This window comes from Mesorhizobium prunaredense (assembly GCF_900156895.1).
Taxonomy (GTDB): Bacteria; Pseudomonadota; Alphaproteobacteria; order Rhizobiales; family Rhizobiaceae; genus Mesorhizobium; species Mesorhizobium prunaredense.
Map to the genome: position 1 here is coordinate 28321 of NZ_FTPD01000016.1, position 26417 is coordinate 54737.

The following is a 26417-nucleotide window of genomic DNA, read 5'->3' on the forward strand; positions in this document are numbered from 1 at the left end:
TCGTGCGATCATGTCACGATCCTTCATTGACGATCCCCCGCATGCGTTCGCGTGTCTGCTCGATTGTCTCGTGGGTGGCGGACGGCTGTCGCAGGAAGGCGTTGATGGCGTCGATCTTCGCCACCGCCTCGTCCGCCACCGCATCGCTGCCCTTTTCATATTCGCCGACGCGCAGCAGCAATTCGACGTCGGCGTAGCGGGCGATCAGCTCCCGCAAGCGGCCGGCGTCCGACCGATGCTCGGCCGGCACCACCGTGTCCATGAGGCGACTGCGGCTGCGCAGCACGTCGATAGCCGGGAAATGATTGCGCTGCGCAAGCTCGTTCGACAGAAAAACATGGCCGTCGAGAAGCGCCTGGATTTCTTCGGCAACCGGATCCAGCGTGCCATCGCCCTCCAGAAGAACGCTGTAGAGGCTCGTAATGGAGCCGACGCGGCCAAGCCCTGAGCGCTCGAGCAACCTGGGCAGGACAGCAAAAAGCGAAGACGGAAACCCGCGACGCGTCGGCGGCTCGCCTGAAGCGAGGCCAATCTCGCGCTGCGCACGGGCAAACCGCGTGATGTTGTCCATTGCCAGCAGCACATGCTTGCCCTGGTCGCGAAAATATTCGGCAATGCTGGTCGCCACATAAGCGGCCTTGACGCGCTCGATCGCCGGCCGGTCGGACGTCGCGACGACGATGACTGCGCGCACCAGCCCTTCCGGCCCAAGCTGATGCTCGATGAATTCGCGCACTTCACGTCCGCGTTCTCCGACAAGCGCAACCACGGCAACATCTGCATCGGTGCCGCTAACGATATCCGAAAGCAGGATCGACTTGCCGACGCCAGGCTCGCCGAAGATGCCGACGCGCTGCCCACGCGCGCAGGTGAGAAGCCCATCGAGGGCGCGGATTCCGAGCTGGATAGGCTCGGAAATCAAGCTGCGCTCCAGCGGCGACGGCGGATAGGCGTTGACCGGATAGCTGCCGGCAATGCCAACCGACGCAAGCGGCTTGCCATCCAATGGCTCGCCGAACGCGCTGATCACCCGACCAAGCAGGCCGGGCCCGACGGGCACCGTTTGGGTCTTTCCGGTCGCGATGACCTCGGTGAGGCTTGAAAGGCCGGTGAGATCGCCAAGCGGAACAAGGATCGCCATCTCGTCCATGAGCCCAACGACTTCCGCCTTGGTCGCCGTGCCGGTCCTGGGATCGAGGAGTTCGCAAATCTCGCCGATCCGAACCTCCTCCACCGTCGCGTGAATGACCGTGCCGGTGACCCGCCGTACACGCCCTTTCCTGGGTCGGCTGGCATCGTCACGCAGGCCGGAACGCAGGTTCGGGACGATCGATGCGAGGCGGCTCTCGAGCTTGGTGGCGGGACTTGTCATGCCGCCGCCTCGGCCTTTGATGAAATCGCGGCGGCAATGGCGTCGAGCTGTGCCTCGATGCTGGCGTCGATGACGGCAATGTCGGTTACGAGGATGCAGGCGCCCGTCGCCAGCGTATCGTCCGCGTCGATCTCGACCGTCATGCCCAGGTCACTCTCGCGCAGGACCGCGTTCAGTTCGTCGCGAACCCTGCTGACGGAAGCAGGATGAAGTCGGACCTTCAGATATTTGACGCGGCGAATTTCAGTGACGGCCTGCGCGGCCGCCTTGGCGACCAGCATGCTGGCGTCGAATTCTCCCAGCACGCGCCTGACGACATCGAGAGCCAGATTGACGATTTCGGCTTCCAGCCCACCGAGATAGCGGTCGACCTTGACCGCGGTCTCGCTGACCAAACGCGCGGCGTCCGCGTCGCCTTGCGCCTTGCCATCTTCATAACCCTGCGCATATTCGGCCGCATAGGCTCGCCGCGCGGCGTCACGCAACTGCTGCGCATCACGCTTGGCTTCGTCGAGAAAAGCGTGCCCATCCTGCCAGGCGCGTGCCTCGGCAGCGCGCAGGATGCGGGCGACGGGGCGCCTCGGCACGGTAGTGGTCGCTTTGCCCGGTTCGACCATCTCGCCTAACCCATCGCCCGTCGAACAATCGCCGGACCAGCTTTGGCAAATGGTTCGGCGGTCGGCTGGTCCACAAGCTCATGCGGCATCAGCTTGAGACGGACCCGCATGCTCGTTTCGCCCGGCATCGCCTGACACCAGGCGCCAAGGCAACGCAGGCCGTCGGCATGGACACGACGATCAATGTCTTCCAGGGGCTCCAACGGCTGTATTGGACCGGCCAGATCGCGGTTGGCGACTGCGAAAGCGCAGATTTCCGCGCCGAGTGCTGCCTGTAGCGCGGCGGCTTGGCGCCCATCAATGACGGCGGCCAGACTGCCGGCCCAGTAGATCGCGCCGGCGCGAAGCGCAAGTTCCTCCAACTCCTCAGCCGACGACAAAGCAATCGCCAAGTCTATCTCATCGGCTGGTTCGTTGGAGACGGCGCCGCTGAGGCCGTACCGGTCGAGCAGAAGCACTGACAATCGCTGATGCAGGCGCGGCGACCGCAACATACGCTCGCATGCAGCCTCGCCGATCGTGCCGTCAAAACACTGCGCCAGCCGGGCCGCATCCGCATAGAATGCGGGATTGGACATGAATGTCTGCCATTCCGGGCTGGCAGTTTGCTTCGAGCCGGCCTGGATCATGTCTTCTTCACCGGCATTGCCGAAGCGTCGAGCGCATAAACGCCGGGTCGTCGATACCACTGGAGGTAAGCCAAGCGGGCAGCCAGCGCTGATATAGCCGCCGTCATGCCGTAAAACAGCCACATCGCGGCGGCGACGCTGTCGGGATGCAGCCAGAGGCCGAGGAACTTTGTGAAACCTGGCTCGCCGGCTGCGTGCTCGGGAACTGCCGCAGTCACCGGAATGAGCGTGACGGATACGTTGTCATAAGTCAGCCCGGCGATGCCTTTGGCCACCAGCATCTTGACCTGAGGGATCAGCTCATTCATCGGAACGGATGCGCGATGCCGGATGAATACGGAGGCGGACGATGGGACCAGCCGCTGTCTCAGCGGATCGTTTTCGGGCAGGACGAGATGAACGCGCGCGGAGAGCACGCCGTCGATGTCCGAAATCGTCTGCGACAGCTCTTGGCTCAGGCCATAGATCATCGTCGCACGCTCTTCGACCGGCGAGGATACAAGCCCGTCTCGCTTGAACACGTCGCCAAGCGTCTGGAATTCCTGTTTGGGCAACCCGCTTTCGTCGAGAATCGCCATGGCTTCGGCGAAACGGTCCTTCTGTACTGAAACCGTCATTTTGCCGTCCTTGCCCGCCTCGCGTTGGGCCGGGATGCCATGACGCATCAGCGTGGCTACGATCTCGTTGGCCTGCCGCTGGTTGAGGTCGGAATACAGCTCAACCGAGCACGCCTGGAGCACAAGCATGCTCACCACGACGAGCGCGACGCGGCACCGGACGCCGCATCGATTCAATAGTGTTGACCGCCGCGGCAAGGATATCGTGTGCACGAACACTCCGTGGACTTACTGTTGCTTGATCAGCGTGCTGGTGGACGACGTAACGGCCGTTACGCTGCTCGTGACAACTTCGAGATTGGCGGCTGCCCACATCACCGAAATGGATCGTTCGAGCAGTTGCTCGGCATTTTTTGCAGTGGCGTTTTCGTCTTCCTTGCTTGACGGGGGCTTGCCTGACGGGGCGGTCTGCCCGGCGCCATCCTGCATGGTGGCGGTTTCAGCATTCACAGGGGCGTCTGCCTGGCCAAGGGCCCTCTGGACCTGCTGCATGGTCCCTTCCAGCGACTGAACCGCAGAACCGAACAATGCAGACGGATCCGTGAGCGCCCCGCCCCCAGCCTTCTCCACCTCGGCCAGATAGTCGAAGAGCTTGTGTTCGGCGATCGGCTCGGTCTTTTCCAGTTTGGAGGATTGTCCGGCCATTGCCGGATTGGCTCCCGAAGACGCCTGCGCCACCTGCTGGCCTGCCCGCGCGGCGACGTCACCGCGTTCAGGCATGGCAATCTTGGCGGCATCAGGTTTTTCCTGATTGGCACCCACCATCCGGTTACCCGGCTGCGCTGCTGTGCCGGCGGTGATCTGCTGCTGCGAAGCTATGCTGGTGGTCAAGTTTGCCAGTGTGGCTTCCAGGGCTCCAATCGGCGCGATTTGCATGAACCTGCCCTCCTGCTTGCTTAGTTCGGTTTGCCGGAGGGAACATTCTGCGCCTCCGCCTGCCTGCCGCGGAAAACGCGGACCGGAACAACTTTGCCAACATCCTGCTTCGTGCTCGGCGCCGCAGGAACTCCCAGTGTTTTCCTGACAAGTTCAACATAGGACGGCGGCCCCGATACTGAGACGACATCGTCTTGCCTGGACACCTTTATCGGAAACTTCGGGTCGATGACCCCCAACCGCGAAAGCCGATCTTCCGCACCGGCAGCCGTGTTGGCATCAAGCGCGATCATTTCCGTCCGGACCTCAGCTTCGGTCGCGACGTTCATGACGATGCCATCGAAATGCCAGACCAATCCGTATCGATTGCAGATCTCTTGCAGGAACTCGCGGGCCGTTCCAACCGGCATGCCGGCGCTTAAACGCCCCTTTACGAGTTTGCTGACACGCATGGGCACCCGCATGTTGCGGCCTAGCTCGACCAGCGCGTCGGCCACCGACTGATCGACGGTGATGTATTTGTACGGGCCGGCAGGCCAGCGCGGTTCGGCAGCGTTGGCCCGCGACGAGGCAAGGCCGAACGCCAGGATCATCGCAAGACCGCAGGCGACAAAAGCAGCCCTGGCTCGCAAGAACCGATCCGCATGGCAGGTGTCGCGTCCCGTCAACATTGGTCCTATCGCAAAGGGACGCACGAGCGATGGCCCGCGTCGCTGGTTTCATGGTTTACCCGCCGATTCACTCTATCGTGCACATTGCAGAATTGGAAGTCCAATTGGATTGCGCACGAGCATTTGGTGCCAAATGTTGCGAACCGCCTGCAAAGCGATATGGTGCGCGCTGGAATCAGGTGATCGCCAGTTGGACGCCTGGATGCAGAAGAGATCGGTCTTGGCGGCAATCATGATCCTGCTTGCGAACCTGCCTGTTCCCGTCAAGGTTGCGGGACGCAAAGTCCGGGTCACCCCGCGCCTTAACCAGAGATTGCGTGCATTTCTGATCACTGTCCTATCGATTGCCGCCATGGCGCCGGCGCAGGCCCAATCGAATAGCGGTTATGACCCACGAAGCTGGACTTACGATCCGGCAAGAAATGTGCTGGTCTCGCCGTCCGCTCCCGACCAGACTTCGGACGGGGAGATCCGACCCGAGTGGTCGGCAATCCCGAGGGAGATCGTGCAGTTCAGCGCGGCTCAACCGAAGGGGTCGATCGTGATCAGCACCACGGAGCGGCGGCTTTACTACATTTTGGGCAACGGCAGGGCGCTGCGATACGCGGTGGGGGTTGGAAAGGAGGGCTTGGAGTGGTCCGGCCGCGACACGATTTCGAGCAAGAAGACCTGGCCGGATTGGCGGCCGCCGGCCGAAATGCGATCCAGGGAAGCGTCAAATGGCCGCTTCCTGCCGGCCCATGTGGAGGGAGGACCGAACAATCCATTGGGCGCGCGCGCATTGTATATCGGCAACACGCTTTATCGCGTCCACGGCACCAACCAGCCATGGACCGTCGGACAGGCCAACTCCTCCGGTTGCATTCGCATGACCAATGACGATGTCATCGATCTTTATGACCGCGTGAAGATCGGCAGCCAGATCATTGTGCGGCATTGATGGCCGTTCCCGAAAGCCGCAAATGAGTGATCCCCAGTCGTGATACCTTTCAACATCAAGCAGCTCGAAACCTTTCTCCTGGTGGCGACGTTCGGAAGCTTTCGCAGGGCGGCTGAACGCCTGAACACCACACAGCCGGCGGTGTCCACCCGAATTGCCGGGCTGGAGGAAGCGCTTGGCGCCAAGCTGTTCGAGCGGCAGAGCAGCACAGTCAGGCTGACCGCCGAGGGACAACGGCTGCTGCCACCTGCCCAACGGGTGCTGCGCGTCGCGGAGCGGCTGCAACTGATGGCCAGCTCTCTTTCAGAGAGTTCAGAGACGACCAGGGTGCTGAGGCTTGGGGTCGCCGAAACGATCGTGCACACCTGGCTGCCGGATTTCCTCACGGCACTGAAGGCAAACTTTCCGCTTGTCGATACCGACATCGTCGTCGATGCGACGACGACCCTTCGCAACGAACTCATGTCACACCGGCTCGATCTTGCGGTGCTGATGGGCCCTGTCCTGGAGTACAGCATCGAGAATATCGAGATGCCGTCCTTTCCGCTTGTCTGGGTCTGCTCGCCGCAATTGGAATTGCCCAACCGCCGCGAGGTGACGCTGAACGACCTGATGCAGTTTCCCATCATCAGCTACGCCCGCACCACGCGACCCTACAGCGAACTCTACCGCAAGCTCACCGGCGAATTCGAAGAGTCGCCGCGCATCTTTCCGGCCAATTCGCTGGCCGCTTCGATCACGATGACACTCAACGGAATCGGCATAGCCTCGCTGCCCGAGGGAGTCGTCCAGGACTATCTCGCAAGCGGAAAACTGCGCATCGTCGAATGCGAATGGCATCCGTCCGACCTGCAGTTTACCGCCTCCTACTCTTCCGAACCCTCCAATCCGATAGCGGAGCGGGCGGCAAAGCTGGCCGGCTGCGTTGCGCATGCCTATGCTGCGAGAACCGACACGCTCAGGCCGGCGGTTTCTCAGCCGACCAAGGTTGCCGGCAGGTAGATGCGGTCGCCTGAGAAGATCACATCCGGGCTCAGGATATGATCCATGTTGAGCACCACCGTCTCGGCCACATCCGCAGAATGGGTCCTGGCGATCAGGCGAATGCTGTCGCCGTTCTTGACCTCGACCCATTGGTAGCCGTCTTTCTCCAGCGTTGGATTGGTGCGGCCCGCAGCATTGCTGCTGCCGTCGGGATGCGCCTCGACATGGTCACCGGAAACCCAGCCGCTATGCATTTCGCCGTCCGGCCCGAAACCTTCGACCGGTATCCAGGCGTCTCCTGACTGGTCTGTCGCAGGCCCGGCGGTCTGCTCGACGAAGGTGCCGGGTTGCAGAACCGTCACCACGGTCGAATCTCCGTCAGGCTGGGTCCGCAAGTTCAGGCCGTCATCGGCCATTACGGCGAGCTGCGGGAAGTCCTGCGGCGGGGTTTGCGTCCCGGGATCAGGCTGGTCGGTGTTTTCGTCCGGAGGCGCGCCATCGACGCCGGAAGGTGCGTCGCCCGGCGCGGTCGGGTCGGTTGCCGGCGTCTTGCCGGTATTGTTCCATGGCTGGTCGTCCAGCGCATCCCAAGCAAACAGCAGCATGCCGACGCCGAAGGTCACGCCAAGCGCGATGCGATCGGCGACCGCCCAGCGCGCGTCGGACTTTGCGCGGGCGTCGATCTGCTCTGCCGTCCTCGGCACGGCCCGGCGATTGAGCAGATCCGTGCGCGCGGCCGACACCCAGAACTCGGCGCTGCCGACGGTGAACAAGGCGCCCGCCGTCGCGGCCAGCGGCGAGTGCAGGTTCTGTGCCGTGTAGAGAAGGGAACCAAAGACATAACCGGGACCGGCCAGATGCTCGGCCACATTCCGCAACACCGGCCGCCCGACGATCGACTGCAGCGCGGATTTCGTGCCGTAGACCACATTGCCCAGCGAGAAGGAGCCGTTCAACCCGACATTGTCGCCGCGCAGCAGCCCGGCGGCCGAGCCTGGAGACGAGAAGATAAACGACGCCCCGCTCGCGGCATTGAGGATACGCCCCAGCGGCTTGTGGTTTGCCGTGGCGTTTTGAAAGACAGACTGCGCGCTGAAGACGACGCCGCGAACGCCCAACGAAACGCCCGCGGCCGTCGCGGCCCAATGCGGTGGCAGAATCTGCCATACCGCGTAGGAGGAGCCGGCCATCGGACCGAAGGTCGCGACCAGTTGCGCGTTCTCCTTGAAGCGGGCATGGCTCAGCGCCTGATCAACGGCCGCAGTTTGATCCGGCGTCATGACCTTCTTGTGGGTCGCCCGATAAGTGGTCATCTGCAGCACCGAAAGCGCGTTTGTTTGCTCGGTCGACATCCAGGTAAACTGCCTGGGCGTGAACTTGCGCAACTGGCCGGGGCTCAACTCGCCAAGCTGCTTCGGCGTCAGCGCCGCTATCTGTTGTTTCGTCAGCGCCTCGATCTGATGAATGGTCAGAGCGTCAAGCTGCTCCCGCGTCAGTGCTGCGACGTGGCGTGGCGACAGCTTTGCCATTGTCGCGGGATCGCGTGCCGCGACGAGGCCCGGGTCCAGCGCCGCAAACTGGGTGGCATTGAGATGGCTGAATTGGGCAGGCCGCATGGCGGCGACCTGTTCCGGCGTCAGGGCATTGCGCTGCTGGTCGCTGAGCTTGGCGATCTGGTCGGGCGTCAGCTTGCGCACCTGCTCGATGGTCAATCCAGCGAGTTGCTCTTGTGAGAAGGCCGCGACCTGATCCGGCCGCAAGCCGGTGATCCGGCCAGGGGCAACAGCCTGCAATTTGCTTGGCCTGATCGCTTGGAGCTGTTCGCCACCCAGCGCCCGCAACTGCTTCGGCGGAAGCGCGGCAAGCTGATCGAACGTCAACTGCCGGACCTGCTCGGGGCTCAGCGCAGCCAGCTGCTCAGGCGCCAGCTTGGCGATGTGCTCCGGCTTGATGGCGTGCAATTGCGGACCGGTCAGCCCGGCAATCTTGTCGGCTGCAAGCGCTCTGACCTCCGGCCCCGTCGGTGCCCGCACAGGTTCGGCAAATCCCGGCTCCGCGGCGGAACTCGCCGGAAGCTCAAGGCTGATGATGTTTCCGCTGGCAGGGTCAAAAACCGCCCTGCCCCGGTCAGGCGCAGGTGGCCATGTCGCAGCTGTCGGCGTTTCGGCAGCAATATTCTCTGTCGGCGGCGTTTCGCCAGTCACGGCCGGGGTTTCGTTGCCGACCACCTCGGCCACCGGCGGCGGCGGCGCTTCGGCCTGCGCTGGCGCATCCCAGAACTCGTCGGCCGGCCGCAAGATCACCTGCGGGCGTTTTTGTGTCGATCCGCCAGGCGCGACGGCATCCTCATTGCGCGTGAACTCACCGACGAAATTGCCGTCTGGATCCATCATCCGCCAGCCATGGACCTCGTTCCATGGTATGCTGCCGTCGATTGCAGTCTCGTCGACCCGGGCCATGCTGTCGCTGACCGGCCGGCCCATCGCCTCGAACTCTGTCGGGACGTGGAGACGCGGCCTGCTCGGATTGAGCGTGTAGAGATAGGTATAGCCTTGCTGCCGCGCGGCCCGTGACTCTTCCGAAACGAAAGCCTTGGCGCCCGAGATCGACTGGCTGGTGCCGACGAAACGGCCATGGGTATTGCCCAGCACATAATTGCTCAGGACGATGCCTTGCGGGTTGTCCACCCAGATCCCGGTCGGCGGCGGTGGCGAGAAGCCGCCCGCGTCCCTGATCTCGCTCGGCGCGCGTGTATCGGCGCGGAAAACATAGGGGCCGACATTGCCGCGCAAGGGTCTTGCGGGGTCGCCGGCGCCGTCGACGGGCAGATTGCCTTCCTCGGGATGCCAAAGGCTCCCCGGCACATGGTCATCGGAAGCGCCGCGCATCCATGGCAGCACGACCGGCTCCCCGGTTTCCGGATCGCGATGCAGAATATGCGACTTGTGAGCCAAGGTCGGGTCGTCGCCGCGGAGTTGCGGACCATCCGCAGGCGGCACGTAAACGTTCTCCGCGCTCTTGGGCGGCGTCCCGAGATACCTCACGGTGGCCGTTTCGCCATTCTCGTCGAAGATCCGCAGCGTTTTTTCCGACCGCCCCAGGCCCAGTGCCGGCGGGGTGCCATCCGGCGGCCCCGAGCCAAGTGCCGGCGGGGTCGGCGGCGAATTGTGCAGTACGTCCTGCTCGAGCAGCCGGTTGAGGTAATGGGCCTGCGTGGGCGTCATCTCGCTGCGGACCTGCTGGTCCAGCTGTTGCCTCAACGCTTTCCATGCTGGCCGGCTCATGCCGTCTGGCCGTCCGCCGGCGAACTGGTCCGGATATGGCGCCACGCCCAGTTCCGGGAACACATCCGACACGCGCTGACCAGCGAACCTCAAATCGTCGTGCGGCGATGCCGCAACCTCGGCGAGATAGGCGTCGAGATGCTGCAGAACGTCCGGCGTCAGTCGACCCCCCGAAGTCTCCAGCGCGGAGAAAACCTTTTGCGCGCCTTCGGAGGATCCGGGATGCGCGCGGGCGGTACGGGCATGCGGGACAACATCCTTCCTCACCGAGCCGAGTTCCACCGTCGTTAGCGGCAAAGGCCCATAGTTCAGGGCGAGACCGGCGCCGTGGTCCTTGCGGTCCAGGCGGTTGAGCGGCCCGGCGCCCGTCTCGCGCGGAACGCCCTCGAAGGCGGGGGTGCCGCGCCAGGGTTCCTTGCCGCCTCCGAACGGCGCCATGACGTTGTAGTTGCGGTAGAGGAGACGATCCTCGAAACCAGGCACCTTGCCTTCGGAGCTATAGTGGCTGGCGCCACCTCTCGCCGCCTCCTCCCAGAAAGAGGCTGCCCTTTGGCTGAGCGGGCCAGGCTCCCTGTGCGTATATCCCGGCCGGCCGCCTTCGCCGCCGAGATAGCGCAGCGTGCGATTGACGTAGGCCCCGCTCAGAGAGAAGCCAAAGATGGATACTGAAACGCCAGCGGCTTTTTCGTTCTGGAACGTGTTCTTCGACAGCATCGGCGCCGATGCGACCCACTGGGCGGAGGGAGCCGCCGCCTCGTCATAAGCGAAATTCGGCCGGTATCCATTGACGAAAAGTTTCTGGCCCTTCGCGTCGTTGGGATGGACCGGGAGCAGGAAGCCCGTGCCGCCGTCCGGGCCGTTGTTCTTCAGGCTGAGTTCGCCATAGACCTGCCGGCTGGGCAGCGGCACTTTGAGGCCGATGCCGAGCATCGATCCGCCGAGAGTGATCGTGCGGCCGTCGGGGCCGAGGATCCACCCGGCAGCCAGGAGGGCGCCGTTGGTCACCACGTCGTTCAGCACGGGGCCGCCCAGGACATTGGCTTCGTGCTCCTGCAGGAACCAGGAAACGGTGGCGCGGTCGGACCGCCAGACCCCTTGTGCATCGGTGAAGAATGTCGGGGCGCGCCACGAACTCGCATTGTCGGCACCCAGCAACCGCTCCAGCAGGACGGGCACCTCGCTGTTGATCTCGGTCCCGGCCCTGGGCTTGCTTGCGGGCAGCGCGTTCTCCAGCGCGTGCGCGAGCGACTGGACAGCGGGGTCCGCGGATTTCTGCTGGTTGGCGGCGTAACCGCGCATCTGTCGCCACAGATATGGTGTCCAGGTGTCGTGGCCGGACAGAACCTTCTCATTGTAGCGTCCCTCCGGCGAAAGCTTGCCGGCGGGTTTGAACGAAGAGCCCGGCTGAAGCTTCGGACCGTAGACCCACGTGCTGCCACGGTCGGCCTGCAGGACTTGCATGAGCGCATCCTGCTGCGCGGCGGTCACCGCCTTGCCGGGCTTCGTGGCGCGGCCCTTGAAAAACGGCGAGGTGGCATTTGCCGCCGCGGCAAGGTTCGGATCGGTGGAGCCTGACGCAGTTTTGAGGTAATCGCCGACGATGCCGCGGCCGGCGTCGGTCCAGCGGGCTTTTCCCGGCAGCGCCCCGGCGGTAAGGAACTGCTCGCCGCGCGGCAGCCTGGCGTCGGACGGCAGGCCGAGTTGGTCGATCACTTCTCCCGGCGACAGATGCGGCAGCTTGCCCTGAGCGCTGAACACCTGGAGGGTCGTCAGGCCGTTCATCGAAAGCTGGCCGGCCGGCTTGGAGCCGGTGAACGGGCTGTTGCGGTCGGCGTTGAGCATTTCGCCAAGCGCATGATGCTGAGCCGGCGTCATCTCCGTGCCGGACCGAGGCAGGCTCCTGCCGCCGAGCTGCACTCTGGTCATGGTCACCGCATCGCGGACGACAGGATCGCTGGAACGTTCGAGGGAATTGAGGTAGTCGCCGACGAGTTGCAGCTGCTCGGGCGCCCATGTCGGCGCGGGCGTCGCCGCATCGTCGGGCAGCGCCGGCAAGGTCGTGGCCAGGGTTTCACCGAGCGCCGAGCGATGGCTGACTTCCGGATTCTTGGCAGGATCGAACGTATGGACTTCCCGTGCCGGGGTGTTGACCCTGTTCTGGCCGTTCGGCGTGGTTATCGACCCGCGCTTGGCGCGTTCGACGGTCTGGCCCGAACCCAGGTAGCCGGCATCCGTCGCATGCTCGCCCAATGGGACGATTTCGGGGACGATGTCGCGGGTCATGCTCGCCTGCGGGCCGGCGACGACGACCTTGGCCGGCAGGTATTTGCCGCCGGCCTCGACATAGATGTCCTGTCCGGCGGTGACGCCGTCCTGCGCAACCGGCCGGTGATAGATGCTGTCGACCAGCTCGCCGAGCTTCGGATAGTCATAGCGGGGTTCGGTATTCGCGTAACGCGTGCCGATGCGCCGCAGGCCGGCCTTGGCGGCATTGAACGTCTGGCCGAAGCTGTACGGGTTTGACGAGAAACGATTGATGATCGGCGTGCCGTCGGGCCGAAACCGGCTGGGGTGCCCGGTGTCCGTCACGGCCGGTGGCTCGGTGCGGGCGTTCGGATCTGCTGTCCAGCGGCCATCGGCGCCGAGATAAAGCACCGGCAATGAAGGGTCGAGCTCGACAGGAGCCGGCACCGGCTCCGGCGCGGCCGTGATCGCCTTGGGTTCGGGTATGGCGACAACCCTGTGCCCTTCCGGCAGGTTGAAATCGACGAGCATCTCGCCGGTATGGCGGTTGCCGACAGTGTAGCGCATCAACGGGCGGGTGCCTTCCGCCCCGCGTGTTTCCGTTTCGGACTGGAGCAGGACCTCGTCCGGGGTGGCCAGCACCGCCGGGTCGGAAGGGCGAGCGCCGTCGAGATAGCCCGTCTGCTGCGGATCCTTGCCGCTGGTGTAGACGTATTCCGCGGGATTGGGGCTTGGCATGCCGGTGAACGTCTTGGTCGCCGGGTCCCAGACGAGCCGCAAGCCGCCCTCGGCCGGGCGCGTCGTTCCATCGCCGCGGGCCGGCGGAACCACAATCGGATCGCCGTCGGCGGGGACGCGCACATTCTGCTCACGCGCTCCCTGGGCGTCTCGGTCGCTGGGATTCTCGGGATCGCTGCGCTCGCCCGGGGCGCTCGGCCCTTCGTCGTGGACGTTGACAACCGTCCCCTCGACAACGGGGTGGCTTGGATCGTGGAAGACCAGCTTGTCGGTCGGGCGATGGACGCCGTCAGTGCCTTGCTCATGCACGACCATCGGCCGCGACGACTGTCCGTCGCCTGATGGATCACCCTTGCCGCCCGTGGGTGGCGGTGGATTCGGACCGTCGGACCCGCCCGCCGGCAGCGCCCGTGGACCGGTTGGCCGGTTAGCCGCACCGGTGTTGTCAAAATCGTCCCGTGCGCCGAAACCGGCTCCCTGCTGGCCGGACGTTTCGCCGGCCACGTCGCCGTCGATGATGATCTCATCCGGATCCGGCATGACCTGCTCGCCGGTGGGCCTGTAGACACCGTCGGGGCCCATCTCGTAGACGGCCCGCGGTTGCGGCCCCGAATCCGGAAAAGTTCCGCTCCGAGTACCGCCCGTTCCAGGCATGTTGGACAACAGCGAGCGTCCGCCCAGCCCCGTGCCGACAGTGCCGACGCCTATGCCTACGATTGCGTTAGCGAGCTCGAGCAGGGACATATCGCCGCCATGCGCCACCAGATCTTGCACCGATTTGCCGAGCAGCGGAACACCGGTAATCACGGCGGCGGCGTCGAGGTCCCACGCTGCAGCGGTCAGCTTGTTGCCGCTTTGCATGAACGCCGAGACATCATCGGCATACTTGGCCTTGTCTACGTTCACCTGGAATCTGCCGATTCCCCAGCTGGCATCCTTCATGTGGGTCATCCCGAAGCCGCCCGCGAAGGCCTTGCCTCCGGACAGGCCGGTCTTTGCCAGGCCGTACATGCGCAGGGCACCCGCGCCCACTGGCAAGAACGCAGTTACGCCGGTGGCGACATTCCAGGCCGACTGGCTGTCGAAGTCGCCGCCCTGCAGGAGGTGATCACCCTCTTTGATCAGAGCCTTGCCGCCAAGGATTGAACCGGAGCCGATCGCGATGGGAATCGCCCATTGGCCGCCCGGCACGAACGAGACGATGGTGGAGACACCGGCGACGATGCCAAGGCCAATGTCGGTAGCCTTGTCCCAGAAACCCACCTTGCGCGCGTCGGCCACTTCCAGTTCGTCGAGCGAAAAACCATCCTCGCCGAGCGACATGTCGCCGCCCTTGGCCATGACCAGATTGCCCTTCTCGCTGAAGAGGCGATTCTCGTGCTGGAATTCATCGAAGGTGCTGTAATATTTACCCGAGCTGTCGACATAGCCGATTTCGTCGCCGCCGCTCTTGATCGCGAACAAAGCCGTCGTCGATTCCTTCCCGCCGTCGAGGGAGAAGATCGGCACGATCTTGACCTCGGCGTCGTCGCCGCCGCGGTCGGTGATTTCTTCGGTGACCTTTTGGACGTCTTCACTCGACGCGTCGGGCCCGAGGGTCTGACCAACGGCAGTGCTGAGTTGGTCCGGCGTATATGTCTCGTATTCGCCGGTGAAGCCGGCCTCGTAGAGGTTCTCCAACTGGACCTGATATCCAGCCAGCGCCTGGTCCTTGTGTTCTTCAAAATACTCGTACTTGAGTTTCGCCTCATGCTCGGCGGAACCGTATTCGAGGAGTTTGGGGTGGCTTGCGGAAAATGCGTACCAGTCGCGCCCCGCCACCATCGCCGGCCGCACGTTTTCTTCCCAGTCCTCCAATTGGTTCTTTTCGGCCTCCGCCTGGCCTCGATCGATTTCCGCGGCCGCTACTTCGGGGTGCACCCACAGCTTCTGGCCGTCCATCTCGATCTGGACCCACTTGCCGCTGTCGCCGATCGCGCCCGGCCCCTGCTCTTCGTAGGCCGCGGCAACCTCCGGCGCGACCCACAGGTCGCGGCCGTTCACCGCGATCTTCACCGCCGTCTCGCCCGGCTTGAGCGTGCCGGCGGGCGCCTCTACGGTTCCCCGCCCGTGGCCGGTGATCGCCTGGTCGCGCGCCGTCGTCGCGTCGACGAGCGCCGTCTTCGCATCTCTCAGCCCGGCATCAAGCTGGTCGACCTGCGCGCCGACGATCTTCGACCTGGCCGCGTCCAGCGCCGATTGCGAGCCGTTTGCATTGGCTGTGCATACCGGCGCCGATGGGTCCTGCGTCGAGGCCAGCATCTCCTGCCACTGCTTGTTGAGCGCATCGTTGCGGAAATCTTCCCTGATACCCTCGTCGTTGAGGTCATATGTCAGGGCAGATTTATGTATGTTGGTGTCATCACCGTTCTCGTCGGTGAAAGTGGCGTTCTCATAGACGGTGACGACATAGAGCTGACCGTTCTCCTCGACTATGTCCTGCGATTTTATCTTGCCGGTAAAGTCACCATGTCCATTGGTATAGCCTTCCCAATCGAAATGGTGCGGGTTTCTTTCCTGCGCCTGCGCAAGCAGTTGCTGCTTGAGAGGCTCCATAGTTACGGCAAGATCCGCCGCCTCTGCCTGTGCAACCCCATACTCCTGATATGCCTCGGCCAGGGTCACCTGATTGGCCGCGGCCCCCTGGAGCGTTTGCAGACCTTCAAGCCGCTCTTCGATGGCCGTGTATTCTGGGCTTCCAGGCTTGGCATCGGTAAGCTTCAGCTCCAGCTCGGTCGAGCTGATCATTTGATCGATCGTGGCCTTGTTGCCGTTGGCGGTGTGTAGCGAAACGTTTGTAAAGAGCTCGGCGACCTCCGCGTGCGCGGCCTTTCCTTGTTGGTTGGTTTCCTCGGCACTGGGGCCATCCGGGTTGCTGACAGCAGTCTGGTTGGGATCGCTGAGCGTCGGCAGGTCTACCTGTTTGTCGATCGCTTCGAGAAGTGACGTCTGGCCCTCCTCGTATTCGGCCCGGGCGGTGCTGGCGCTTTCAAGCGCGTTGTTGGCGAGGGTCAACCGGCTTTGCGCATCTGCCAGCGTGCCCTTCGGCTCGGGCGGCTTCCAATCCAGTCCATAAGGCGCCAACGCCTCGTCGAGCGTTGACTCGGCACCCTCCATGGCGTTCTTGAATTCAGGGTCCAGCGCATAGACGTCGAGCTGTGCCGCGCTCTGCGCAGCCTTTGCTTCTGCCTCACCGAAGTTCGCAATCGCCACGTTCTCGGCTGCGATCGCCTTGGCCACCTCCGGGTCGAACCATTTCCAGCTCCCGTCGACCAGCAATGGCACCCACTTCCCGCCCGAAGGAGCCGTGGGTGATGGTGGGTTCCCGTACGGACCAACCGACGTGGGGCCACCGTCGAGAGTCGCGCCGGTTGCGTCTTGTCCCCGACCATACAATTCCATTGCAGCGACCACGGCCTGCTGCTTTTCAAGCGCCTCCGTGGTCAGCTCTGGCGTCGCTCCGCCGAATATGCCGTCCAGCATCGTCTTGAGTATCTGGTCTTCCTTGGCCTGTTCCGGGTCATTGCTGTTCGGGTTGATGTCCAGCAACAACTCGGCCAACGCTTCCTGCGCGGTGCCGGCCGCGATATCGGTGACGGCGCCGGTCGTTGCGTTGGTCAGCGTGATGTTGCCGTCCGGCGACGTGGTCATTGTGTAGCCGTTAAACGTCACATTGACGGTGGTGTTGGTACCGCCCTCGATCACCACGGTTTCCCCGGGATGAATAAGGTCGGGATCGCGCGGAGAGGTGAACAGTTCCGGATTGCTCTCGGCGAGATCCTCCAGCGTCACACCATGCGCCTCGGCGATGTCGCTCAGATTGTCACCGGGTTGGACCTCGTAATCGATCGGCTCGCCGTCGTTCAACGTCTCGACAATGGTCTCGGTGCGCCGGCCGTCCTTGTCGACGACGATCGTCGTTTCGGTGTTGTTCTTAGGGTCGACGATGGTGGTGGTCTGCTCGCCGGTCTCGGTGTTGCGCTCGGTGTGGCTGGTCCTGCCATTGCCGTCGACCGTATCGGTCGTCTCGGTATTCCCCTCGATGGTCGTCACCGAAGTCGAACCGTGTTGGTAATCGTTGTTGTAGGTGACCGTCTTGCCGGTCTCCGGATCCGTGACGACGATCTGCAGGGTTTCGCCCGAGTCGCCGCCCTGCGTCACCTCGAGGCCGGCGGCGTTCAGCTCGGCGATTACCTGCTCGGGCGTAAGATCGCTCGCCTCGGCGATTTCTTCGAAGCTCTTGCCCTCGGCAAGCTGGTCCTGGATCGACGGCGCGTCAGAGCCGTCCGCTGCCTGCGATTGCGCCAGGATGGTCTCCTCGCCGCCCGGAGCCGTAACCGTGGTTACCGGCAATGCGGGGCCGCCGGCGGGCGTCACCGTCTGCACGGTCGACCCATCCGGCAGGTTCCTGGTGGTGGTGACGGCGCCGTCACCACTCGTTTCGGTGGTTGTGGTTTCACGGGTCTGGGGATTGGTCGTGCGTTCGGTGACCGCGCCGTCGCCGAGATCGTCGACGAGCGTGGTCGTGATCGCGCCGGCCTGCGGGTCGACACTGGTGGTTTCCTTGCGGCCGAGATCGTCACGGATCGGCGATGAGGTCGCCTGCATGTCGGGGCCGGTCTCTTCGGTATAGTAGCCGCCGTGATGATAATCCTGGTTTTCGGTGATCGTGCGGTCTCCAACGGTGATCACCACCGTGCGTGTGTCGCCGTTGGCATGCTCAGTCGCTACCGCCGTCATGTCGCCGGCATTCAGAGCCGCCACCACATCCTCGGGAGCCAGGCCCTGCTCGTCGGCGATGTTGTCGAGGCTTTTGCCGCCCTCGATCGCCTTGAGAATGTCGTTCGCCTTGACTTCGGGTGAAACGTCGTCGGGCCCACCACTGGCCAGCAGGAGGTTTGGCGCGCCGCCGGAATCCTGCGTCGTGAAAAGCGCCGGCGCGGCGGTGGCGCCGCCATTGCCGTTTGCCGTGGTGACCGCGGCAGGCAGTTCCGGTCCAGCCTGCGCCGGGGCAGTCGGCTGTGGCGACTGGGCAGTCTGCTGTGGCGCCGGGGCGGTCGGCTGCGCCGTCGTCAGTTCCGCATTGACCTGCGTCAGCCGCTGGCGGGCGCCCGCGGCCGCGTCGGCCTCGCCCATCTTGTTGGCGAGCCGGATTTCATTTTGCAATTTCGTGGCTTCTGCCTGCAGCCGCGTAATCTGCTCGGCGTTGGCCTTTGGATCGACCCTGGGAGGCGGCGGCGGCTTGACGGTGTTAATCGGGCGGATCATCAAACAACCTCCGGAGCCGGTCCAGTCCTGGTTCAGGCAGTCTGCCTGCCGTCAACGCCCCCGCGCCCGACAGTGGAAGCCCCGGAAGCTTACCGGGGCGGCTTCCAATAAATGCCGAAAGCAGCGAGTTGCTCTTCCGACTGTCTTACTCGTTCTGCAGCATTCACGTCAGACTGCGCAGCCGTCAGTGCCGCCAGAATCTCGACGGCGGCGAACGCCGGCGCCATGCTGCGAAAGAACGACTGCGAATTTGCCGTAACGATGATGGTCTCCCGCGCGATCCGGGCCAGCGGCGACACGCTGCTGTCGGTGATCGCCACCACGCCGACACCCTGCCTGGCCGACTGGCGCGCCACGTCAATCGTCGTGCGTTCATAAGGCGACATGCCCACAGCAAGCAGCACATCGCCGCGTCCCGCGCCCCGCAAGGCATCCAGACCATGTCCGCCCATCTCGCCGACAAGCGTCACCTTGCGGTCGCCGCCAGCCAGAAACGACATGATGTGAACGAAGTGGCTGGCGACCGGATAGAAGGAGCGCGAGCCGAGACCAAACAGATTGCGTGATCGTGCAAGGAGGTCCGCTGCGGCGATGAATTGCGAGGCATTGCCGTACTCACCCAGGCTTGAAACCTGCGCCGCGAGCGTGTCGGCGACAACCCCTGCAGTCGAATATCCCGGATCGCCACCCCGTCGCGCCGGCTCACCGGCGCCTGTCTCACGCAGCGCGCGCGCATAAAGGCTGCGCATATCCTCATAGCCTTCAAGGCCAAGCCATCGCGCCAACCGCATCATCGTGCTGTGCGAAACGCCGGCCTGATGCGCCTGCTCGCGCATCGACATCAGTGCGACATCCTTAGGATGGTCCAGCACGAAACGCGCGGCGACCCGCAGCTGCGGCGGCATATTCTCGAACCGTTCGACCAACAGCTCCGCCAAAGGACCTTGTTCCATTCTGCCATACCCCATTTACCCCGATGGCAAGGTTACTCCTCCAATGATGGCAATGCAACAGTTGGACCCGAACTGGTTCATATATTCCAAGTGGACTTTCATTTTCGATCACGCTGCCTTAAGCTGCTTTCGCAACCTGCCGGATCGCTTCGACGTGATTCCGGAGTTTGTAACTTGAATGGTCCCTCAAGGAGACAATGATGGCTACCCCTCCCATTACGTCCGGCGCTGCCGGGTCGCCGGAACAGAACCTGGACAAGATGATCAAGCATCAGGAGCGCATGTTTAGCCTCGAGATCACAAAAGAGATCGCGAAGTCCCAACATGACATGCTGATGAGCACCGCGAGGACGCTCGGCCAGTCGGCCGAAAAGGCCTAAGGCGGGATTCTCGAACCATGCGCCGCCGCAAACACCCGGCGGCGCACGTCCACGGCTTTCGATGCCGTTGTCGGGCTGCGTCTGAATTGTCATCGGCGGGAGATGAAGTGGCATGAGAGGCAAAGATTGGGCTATCGGCAAATATCGGGATGCGGCGGCCCGCACCCCGGCATCGCGACATTCCGTTGCGCTCAGCGTAACGCACGGTTTTCACGCCGGCGCCCAACTCAGCCTGGTCGCGCCTCTGTATACGGTCGGCTCCAGCACCGAGTCGGACGTTGTTCTCAGGGACGCCGGCATCGCTCCGGTCCACGCAAGATTGCGGCGCAAGGGCAGCCAGATTGAAATCGAAGCTGTCGGCGGCCATGTCACGCTCGCCACCGGCGAGATCATCCGTGAAGGCCAAGGCAGCCGCTGCAAGCTGCCGCTGGCGATAAGCGTCGGCGATGCCCATATCCGGCTGGTCAACCCGGAACGCCCGCCGAATCGCTGGTCTGTTTCCAATCGCCCCCTCCTGGTCGTGGGCAGCGTTCTCTTTGCCGTTTTCGCTGTTTCCATCGCCGCCAATGGGTTCTCCTTCGCCGAGTCCGACAGTGGCAAAAAGCTATCCGCTCAAGTCGATAAACCGATCACAGTGGCCTTCGCCGGCGAGGCCGGGCAGAGTGTTGTGGACGATTCATCGCCGACACCCAGCACCACCGAGGCGGAACGCCAGCTCAAGCTGCGCCTCGAGCAATCCGGCATCAGCACATTGGCGGTTCAGCAATCACCTGGACGGCTCGTGGTCTCGGGCATGATCGCCAATGACAAGAATGGTGCCTGGACCGAAACGCAATCCTGGTTCGACCAGGCGTTCGGCGCGCACATCACCCTCGCCTCCAATGTCATGGTCGGCAACGCCGAGCAGGCGCCGCGCCTGAGGCTGCAGGCGATCTGGTACGGCGAGCGGCCCTATGTCATCGCCACCGACGGCGCACGCTATCATGAAGGCGCATTCACCAATGACGGCTGGACCGTCAAACGCATTGGCGAGACGGAACTTCTCCTGACCAAGGGCGGCGCCACGGTCGCGCTGAAATATCCGTGAACCGCCGGCTTGAAGGGCCGCGGTTCGATACGGCAAGGATTGATACAACCGGCCGCGAGGTGCGGCAGGCGGAAGGCGTGCATGGTCAGGCAATCAACCGCCGGCGGATGAATGGCGTCGACAAGGCCGCAAGCCGTGCTCAGGGGACCAGATCGGCCGCTGGCACGCAAAAGCCAGGAACAGCGGAATTCCAGTCCTCTCGGGGTACGGCTGGCGAATCGCTCGACGAGGCGCTCATCAATTTCGTCATGCCCGCTATTCCCGAGCCAGCCATCCTGCGTCGTTCGGTACCCATTCTCCAGCATTTTGTAGCGCATCTGGTTCCCGGCCTTGAGGGTGGCGAGCAACTCAAGACACTTGCCAGAACGCTGATGGAGGATGAAATCGAGCGTCATCGCGATCTGCTTGGCCGGATACAGGAAGGAATCTAAACCTGACTGATCCGCATGAAACAGTGCATCTGCTGCATGTCCTGGGCTATCTCTACGGGTGTCACGGGCAGGCAAAGCGGGGCGCGGCCTACCTGCTTATCGCGGCGCAGCTGTCGCCGGGAAATGCCGGCGTTCTGCGCACGCTGGCGCATCTGCTCATACTCGATGGCGAAGCGGACAAGGCGCTTGCCACCATTGCCAGGCTGGAGACGCTGGAGGGAATGGACCACCCGACGCTAGCGTTGCTGAAGAGCCGCGCGTTGCTTGTGGCCGGCCGTAAGGCCGAGGCGCACAATGCCTTGCGGAGCTTCCTATCGCATCGAGCCGCCGAATGACGGTATCGGAGCGCCTTCTGCACTTCCTCGCCAAGCTGTCACGCCGCAGCGATCTGGTCATTGCCATGCTGATGCTCGTTGCAGTGGTGATGATGCTCATTCCATTGCCGACCTTCCTCGTCGACATTCTCATCACCGCCAATATCGCCGTCAGCGTGCTTATCCTGCTGGCTTCGTTTTACGTTTCTCATCCGCTCCAGTTCTCGTCGTTGCCATCGGTCATCCTCATCGCCACCTTGTTCCGGCTGGCGATCACGATCACGACCACGCGACTGATCCTGCTCCAGGCCGACGCAGGCGAGATCGTTTCGGCCTTCGGAAGTTTCGTCGTCGGCGGCAGTATTGCCGTGGGCCTCGTGATCTTCCTGATCATCACCGTTGCGCAGTTCATCGTGGTTGCGCGGGGTGCGGAACGCGTTGCCGAAGTTGCCGCGCGCTTTACGCTCGATGCGCTGCCCGGCAAGCAGATGAGCATCGATGCGGAGTTGCGCAACGGAGACATCGATCAGGCGGAGGCACGCAGGCTGCGCCAGCAGCTTGAGCGTGAGAGCCAGCTGTTCGGCGCGATGGATGGCGCCATGAAGTTCGTCAAGGGCGACGTCATCGCCGGCATTGTCATCATTCTGGTCAACCTGATCGGTGGTTTCGCGATCGGAACGCTGCAGCACGATATGTCGCTGGGCGACGCCGCCGTGACCTACTCACTGCTCACGGTGGGTGACGGGCTGGTGGCGCAGATACCGGCACTGCTCGTCGCCGTGGCCGCCGGCACGATGGTGACGCGCGTCGGCAGCTCGGACGGCACGAGCGACCTTGGCAAGCAAATAACCAGCCAGCTATTACGGGACTCCCGTGCGCTCGCACTCGCCGCGGTGATCATGGTCGGCCTTGCCGTAGTGCCGGGCTTTCCGTCCCTTGTGTTCCTGATCCTTGGTGCCTGCTTCGGCGCGGGCGCCTATGCCATCAACCGCCGCACCGCCCGGGAAGCCGAATTCAAGGACATCGGCCAGACCGCCATGGCCGAACAAGCTGGAAAACCGGCATCGCTTTCATCGACGCCCGTCGCAGCACTGCCCTCTTCATCCCGCATCGTCGTACGCTTCGGAACCGAACTCGGACGCTCGGTCCCGGAACCCGAATTCGCCACGCTCGCTGATGGCGTGCGCCGCGAGCTTTTCGGCGATCTCGGTGTCGACGTTCCGGCTATCGGCCTGCAGGTCGACGAGAAGCTTTCAGCGAGAAGCATGCGCATCGATCTGGAGGGCGCACCCATCCTGGATGCTGAAATCCCCGCCGACCGCGTTCTTGTCGAAGCGGACCCTACGCATCTCGATCTGCTCGATGTGACTTACGAAAAGGGTACTCCGATTGCCGGCCAGCGCAAATTCATGTGGGTCGATGATCGCCACCTTTCGGCGTTGAAGGAAGCCGGCTTCGTCTTCTCCACGCCGGCGCAAACAGCGGCCAAATGGACCGGAAATGCGCTTCGGCTCTATGCCGGCCATTTCGTCGGGATCCAGGAGACCCGCAGGCTGCTGTCGGACATGGAGCCGGACTATGCGGATCTAGTCAGACAGGCGCAGGAGATCGTGCCGCTGCAGAAAATCGCCGAGGTGCTTCGGCGACTTGTCGGCGAAAACGTGCCGATCCGCAACCTGCGCCTGATCCTCGAAGCGCTGATCGAATGGGGTCAACGCGAACAGGACGTCGTTCTGCTTACGGAATATATCCGCACGTCCTTGAAACGCCAGATCAGCTTCCGCTTCGCTGGCCGTAACAACATCATCGCAGCCTATGTTTTGCAGCGCTCGGCCGAGGATATCCTGCGAAACGCGGTGCAAAGCACATCGACCGGCACGTTCCTGAACCTTTCGGATGACGATGCACAGGCATTGATCGCCGAAATCGAACGAGCCTTGTCGCAGAACGCCACCGATGTCTCACCGGTCATCCTCGCGGCGATGGATGTACGCCGTCATATGCGAAGCCTGCTCACCCACAATGCCATCGAGCTTCCGGTCCTGTCCTTCCAGGAACTCGCACAAGAATTCAACGTCCAGCCATTGGCCACGATATCCGGCCGCTCGGGCGTGGCACGCAACGTCTCTCGGTCGCTGCCATCGGCTGAGGCGAAAGCCGGACAAGAGGCAGCCTCATGATGCCAGCTGGGCGAATTGTGACAATTGGGGGAACTACATGCTCAAGAGGGGAACGGCATGACAATTCACGATACCGCAGCAGGCGTTCGATCCGCCACTTTCGCCGGGCGGATGCGCTGGCTCGCTATCGCGACGGTTGGCGTCTTGCTGGCGTTTTTGTTCACACATGCCGACGCGATGGCACAGGATGTGTCGCCATTGCCGAGCCGGCCAATGGTCGACCTGCCGGTCGGGCAAGGACGCCTGCTGCGCTTCAATGAACCCGTTGAATCGGTCCTGATCGCCGACACCACGATCGCCGACCTTCAGGTCGTGTCGCCGGGGATGGTCTATGTCTTCGGCCTAAAGCCCGGCCTGACCAACCTCATTGCAATCACAGCCGATGAACGGGTCGAGGCAACCGCCCAGTTCCGCGTCACGCCCGATGTCACGCCTGCCAACGAAGCGAAGGCCGCGATGCAGCCGAACTCGGCGACAAATCTCTCGATTTTCGGAACCCGCATTGTCGCGACCGGCGAGGCAGGAGGCGTCGAAGAGGCAACGGATGTCGACAATATCGCCCGCACGTTCTCGCCGTCGGAACAACCGCCGCTGAACAACATGACCGTGCAGGGGTCGCAGCAGGTCAACATCAGGGTCCGTTTCGCCGAAGTCTCGCGCACTGAGTTGCAGTCGTACGGTGTCGACTGGTCTGTCGGATACAGGAGCGGCGGTTTTGAATTCAACATGTTCCAGGACAATGGCGTGCCCTCCGGCACCGGCAATCTTGGTTTGAGCATGGACCAGACGCATGGCATCAACTTCGACATTCTCATCGAAGCGCTGCAACGCAACGGCGTCGTCAAGATACTGGCCGAACCGAACCTGACAGCGATGACCGGTCAGACCGCGAGCTTTCTTGCCGGCGGCGAAATTCCGGTTCCGATTCCGCAGGGAACGGACGTCGTTACCGTTCAATACAAGTCGTTCGGCGTTTCCCTCGGGTTCACCCCTACGCTGATCGGCCGCGATCGCATTGCGCTCCACGTTCAGCCGGAAGTCAGTTCCTTGTCGGAAGCAGGCTCAGTCAGCGCCAATGGCTTTGCCATGCCGAGTTTCGTCGTGCGCAGGGCTGACACCACGGTCGAAGTGGCGAGCGGCCAGACCTTTGCGATCGCCGGTCTTTTCCAGCAGCGGACCTCACGTAATCTGGAAAAGTTTCCGGTTCTCGGCGATGTGCCGGTGCTTGGCCCGCTTTTTCAGTCACAGCGCTTCCAGCGCGAGGAGACGGAACTAGTGATCCTGATCACGCCTTACCTGGTCGAGCCGGTGCGCGACAGCCTCGCCACGCCGCTCGATCGTCCGGCAGCCAAGCGACACAGGAAGCGCGCCAATGACGCATCGGCGATGGGCCTGATCATCAAGTAGCGGGGAACCGGACATGACATTTCGCATCGCATTGTGCTCTGTTCTTCCAGTGCTGCTTCTGGTCGGCTGCGCGAACGGCCGGCAACAGCCGCAGGAATACTCTCCCGGCTACAGCTATGTTTCGACCGACATCGGCGGCTCGCAGAAGGGCGTCGGCGGCTCCGTCCTTGCTCCCAATGCATGTCTGAACGAACCGGCCGATGACAACCGTTCTGCCGCTGCGACCGGTCTGACGATCGTCTCCGGCGTCGGCTCCCACCTGCCGCCCGGCTGCGCCAACGCCTACAATCTTCAACGCATGGCCGAAAGCCAGCGGGACCTCGTCGAGGGTCGGCGCATGGGGGCGGCGGCGGCCGCGCCGACTGCAAATGCCGCGCGGCGCTACCTCAATGGCGAAGAGGCGCCGATGGGTGGAGCCAATAGCGGGCCGCCGACGCCGCAAACAACGCTCCCAGTCGAGTGAGCCGATGCGGCCTTGCCCGCGGTACACTAAAGCGAGTCGCGTGGCCCGACGCGACGCTCATTAGTTTGTTGTTTTATGCTCTAGCCGAGGATAGAGCCGAGCGCTTTCGCCCTGGCCTGTGTGCTGCCCTTCGACCGGATGGTTCTGGCACGCGCAAGCAAGGTATTCACCTCCTTGGTCGCCAGGCCGGTCGGCGGCGAGGCCCTGACCTGATCGGCCTGGCCAAGAAGTCCGTAGACCACCACGACGTTGCGCTTGTGATGCAACTGCGCATTGGGTGCGGCGGAGATCTTCTGGACCAGCGGGAGTGCTGTGGCGGAATTGCCTTCGAGCGCCGCGGCCAACGCCATGTTGCTCTCGACGTCGAGATCCCCCGGCGCAAGTTTCAACGCCTGAGCAAAAGTGGTCTGCGCCTCCCCCGTCTGACCGGCGAATGTCTGCGCCACGCCCAGCCTGATATAGGCGCTGCTGGTGTTGACCAGCGGCGCGGCCTGCGCGAGCGCGCGCATGCCGGCATCGATATCGCCCGTCTCCATCATCGCCGAGCCAAGCCCGAGCATTGCCCCTCCGTCATTGGGCGCTTTTGCCAGCGCGGCCTGATAGGCTTTAGCCGCCTCGGCGGGATAGCCGGCTCGCATATAGGCCTCGCCCGCCTTGACGAAGGCGCTCGGCTTGGCATCGGGCATCGCTGCCGCGCGCTGGTAGAGCGCGATTGCGGTGCCACTATCTCCCTGCGCATGGATATCGTCGGCAAGTTTGATCAGACGCTCCGATTGCGACGACGGGCCCTGTGCCTTTGCCTGCTCGGTGTCGGTTTTGGTCGTCTGACAACCGGTCACCGCCAACATGGCGACAACGGGCAAGAACACGACGTGCAGCCGCATATCCACCTCTCCGTATTCAAGCCCGCCGCACCTTACACA

General features: G+C 63.3%; 18 protein-coding genes. 9 read left to right on the top strand and 9 right to left on the bottom strand.

Annotated elements, in window-relative coordinates; translation table 11 throughout:
- Positions 1–13: 13 nt before the first annotated feature.
- Genes BQ8794_RS14170 through BQ8794_RS14195 form a run of 6 tightly spaced genes read right to left on the bottom strand, consistent with a single transcriptional unit; the run spans position 14 to position 4608 of the window.
- The gene (locus BQ8794_RS14170; protein ID WP_077378509.1) at positions 14–1372 is read right to left on the bottom strand and encodes a FliI/YscN family ATPase; all 1359 of its coding nucleotides are present in this window, start codon (positions 1370–1372) and stop codon (positions 14–16) included.
- Entirely contained in the window at positions 1369–1989 is a 621-nt protein-coding gene (gene sctL / locus BQ8794_RS14175) for a type III secretion system stator protein SctL (RefSeq protein ID WP_077378512.1), read from the bottom strand. Before sctL ends, BQ8794_RS14170 begins: the two co-directional genes overlap by 4 nt.
- Positions 1990–1994: 5 nt before the next feature.
- Positions 1995–2567 (bottom strand): SctK family type III secretion system sorting platform protein, encoded by a 573-nt coding sequence (locus tag BQ8794_RS14180; protein ID WP_167378738.1) that lies wholly within the window; start codon positions 2565–2567, stop codon positions 1995–1997.
- A 47-nt stretch (positions 2568–2614) separates the two neighbouring features.
- Positions 2615–3454 (bottom strand): type III secretion system inner membrane ring lipoprotein SctJ, encoded by an 840-nt coding sequence (sctJ, locus tag BQ8794_RS14185; protein WP_342188134.1) that lies wholly within the window; start codon positions 3452–3454, stop codon positions 2615–2617.
- Between the two features lie 9 nt (positions 3455–3463).
- A complete protein-coding gene (locus BQ8794_RS14190; protein WP_077378520.1) occupies positions 3464–4111 on the bottom strand; it encodes a hypothetical protein in 648 nt (215 codons plus the stop codon).
- A gap of 20 nt (positions 4112–4131) precedes the next feature.
- Entirely contained in the window at positions 4132–4608 is a 477-nt protein-coding gene (locus BQ8794_RS14195) for a type III secretion protein (RefSeq protein WP_244554955.1), read from the bottom strand.
- Positions 4609–4666: 58 nt separating this feature from the next.
- On the opposite strand from BQ8794_RS14195, the gene BQ8794_RS37195 reads away from it, so the two are divergent.
- Both BQ8794_RS37195 and BQ8794_RS14205 read left to right on the top strand, forming a co-directional pair.
- A complete protein-coding gene (locus BQ8794_RS37195) occupies positions 4667–5722 on the top strand; it encodes a L,D-transpeptidase (protein ID WP_342188135.1) in 1056 nt (351 codons plus the stop codon).
- Between the two features lie 39 nt (positions 5723–5761).
- Positions 5762–6724 carry a LysR family transcriptional regulator gene (locus BQ8794_RS14205; RefSeq protein ID WP_077378523.1) on the top strand — a complete coding sequence of 321 codons (963 nt, stop codon included), beginning with the start codon at positions 5762–5764 and terminating at the stop codon, positions 6722–6724.
- On the opposite strand, the gene BQ8794_RS14210 is transcribed toward BQ8794_RS14205, so the two are convergent.
- Together BQ8794_RS14210 and BQ8794_RS14215 are read right to left on the bottom strand one after the other, a co-directional pair.
- Positions 6697–18279, bottom strand: coding sequence for a LysM peptidoglycan-binding domain-containing protein (locus BQ8794_RS14210; protein ID WP_077378526.1), 11583 nt, complete (start codon positions 18277–18279; stop codon positions 6697–6699). The two genes, BQ8794_RS14205 and BQ8794_RS14210, sit on opposite strands and share 28 nt — an antisense overlap.
- Positions 18280–18368: 89 nt before the next feature.
- The gene (locus BQ8794_RS14215) at positions 18369–19217 is read right to left on the bottom strand and encodes a MurR/RpiR family transcriptional regulator (protein WP_077378669.1); all 849 of its coding nucleotides are present in this window, start codon (positions 19215–19217) and stop codon (positions 18369–18371) included.
- A 215-nt stretch (positions 19218–19432) separates the two neighbouring features.
- Here BQ8794_RS14215 and BQ8794_RS14220 point away from each other — a divergent pair, with 215 nt between their 5' ends.
- The 7 genes from BQ8794_RS14220 (at position 19433) to BQ8794_RS14250 (ending at position 25494) form a co-directional block, all read left to right on the top strand.
- A complete protein-coding gene (locus BQ8794_RS14220) occupies positions 19433–19612 on the top strand; it encodes a hypothetical protein (RefSeq protein ID WP_023799517.1) in 180 nt (59 codons plus the stop codon).
- Between the two features lie 112 nt (positions 19613–19724).
- A complete protein-coding gene (locus BQ8794_RS14225) occupies positions 19725–20699 on the top strand; it encodes a SctD/MshK family protein (protein ID WP_077378529.1) in 975 nt (324 codons plus the stop codon).
- Complete coding sequence (locus tag BQ8794_RS14230; RefSeq protein ID WP_244554956.1) at positions 20696–21130, top strand: hypothetical protein; 435 nt, start codon at positions 20696–20698, stop codon at positions 21128–21130. The genes BQ8794_RS14225 and BQ8794_RS14230 overlap by 4 nt, the downstream gene beginning before the upstream one ends.
- A 23-nt stretch (positions 21131–21153) precedes the next feature.
- Positions 21154–21465, top strand: coding sequence for a tetratricopeptide repeat protein (locus BQ8794_RS14235; RefSeq protein ID WP_023799520.1), 312 nt, complete (start codon positions 21154–21156; stop codon positions 21463–21465).
- The gene (sctV, locus tag BQ8794_RS14240) at positions 21462–23624 is read left to right on the top strand and encodes a type III secretion system export apparatus subunit SctV (protein WP_077378531.1); all 2163 of its coding nucleotides are present in this window, start codon (positions 21462–21464) and stop codon (positions 23622–23624) included. Before BQ8794_RS14235 ends, sctV begins: the two co-directional genes overlap by 4 nt.
- Before the next feature lie 57 nt (positions 23625–23681).
- Positions 23682–25031: a type II and III secretion system protein family protein gene (locus BQ8794_RS14245; protein ID WP_077378534.1), complete on the top strand. Its 1350-nt coding sequence runs from the start codon at positions 23682–23684 to the stop codon at positions 25029–25031.
- Positions 25032–25044: 13 nt separating this feature from the next.
- A complete protein-coding gene (locus BQ8794_RS14250; RefSeq protein ID WP_077378536.1) occupies positions 25045–25494 on the top strand; it encodes a hypothetical protein in 450 nt (149 codons plus the stop codon).
- Positions 25495–25574: 80 nt separating this feature from the next.
- On the opposite strand, the gene BQ8794_RS14255 is transcribed toward BQ8794_RS14250, so the two are convergent.
- A complete protein-coding gene (locus BQ8794_RS14255) occupies positions 25575–26378 on the bottom strand; it encodes a tetratricopeptide repeat protein (RefSeq protein WP_077378539.1) in 804 nt (267 codons plus the stop codon).
- Positions 26379–26417 lie beyond the last annotated feature (39 nt).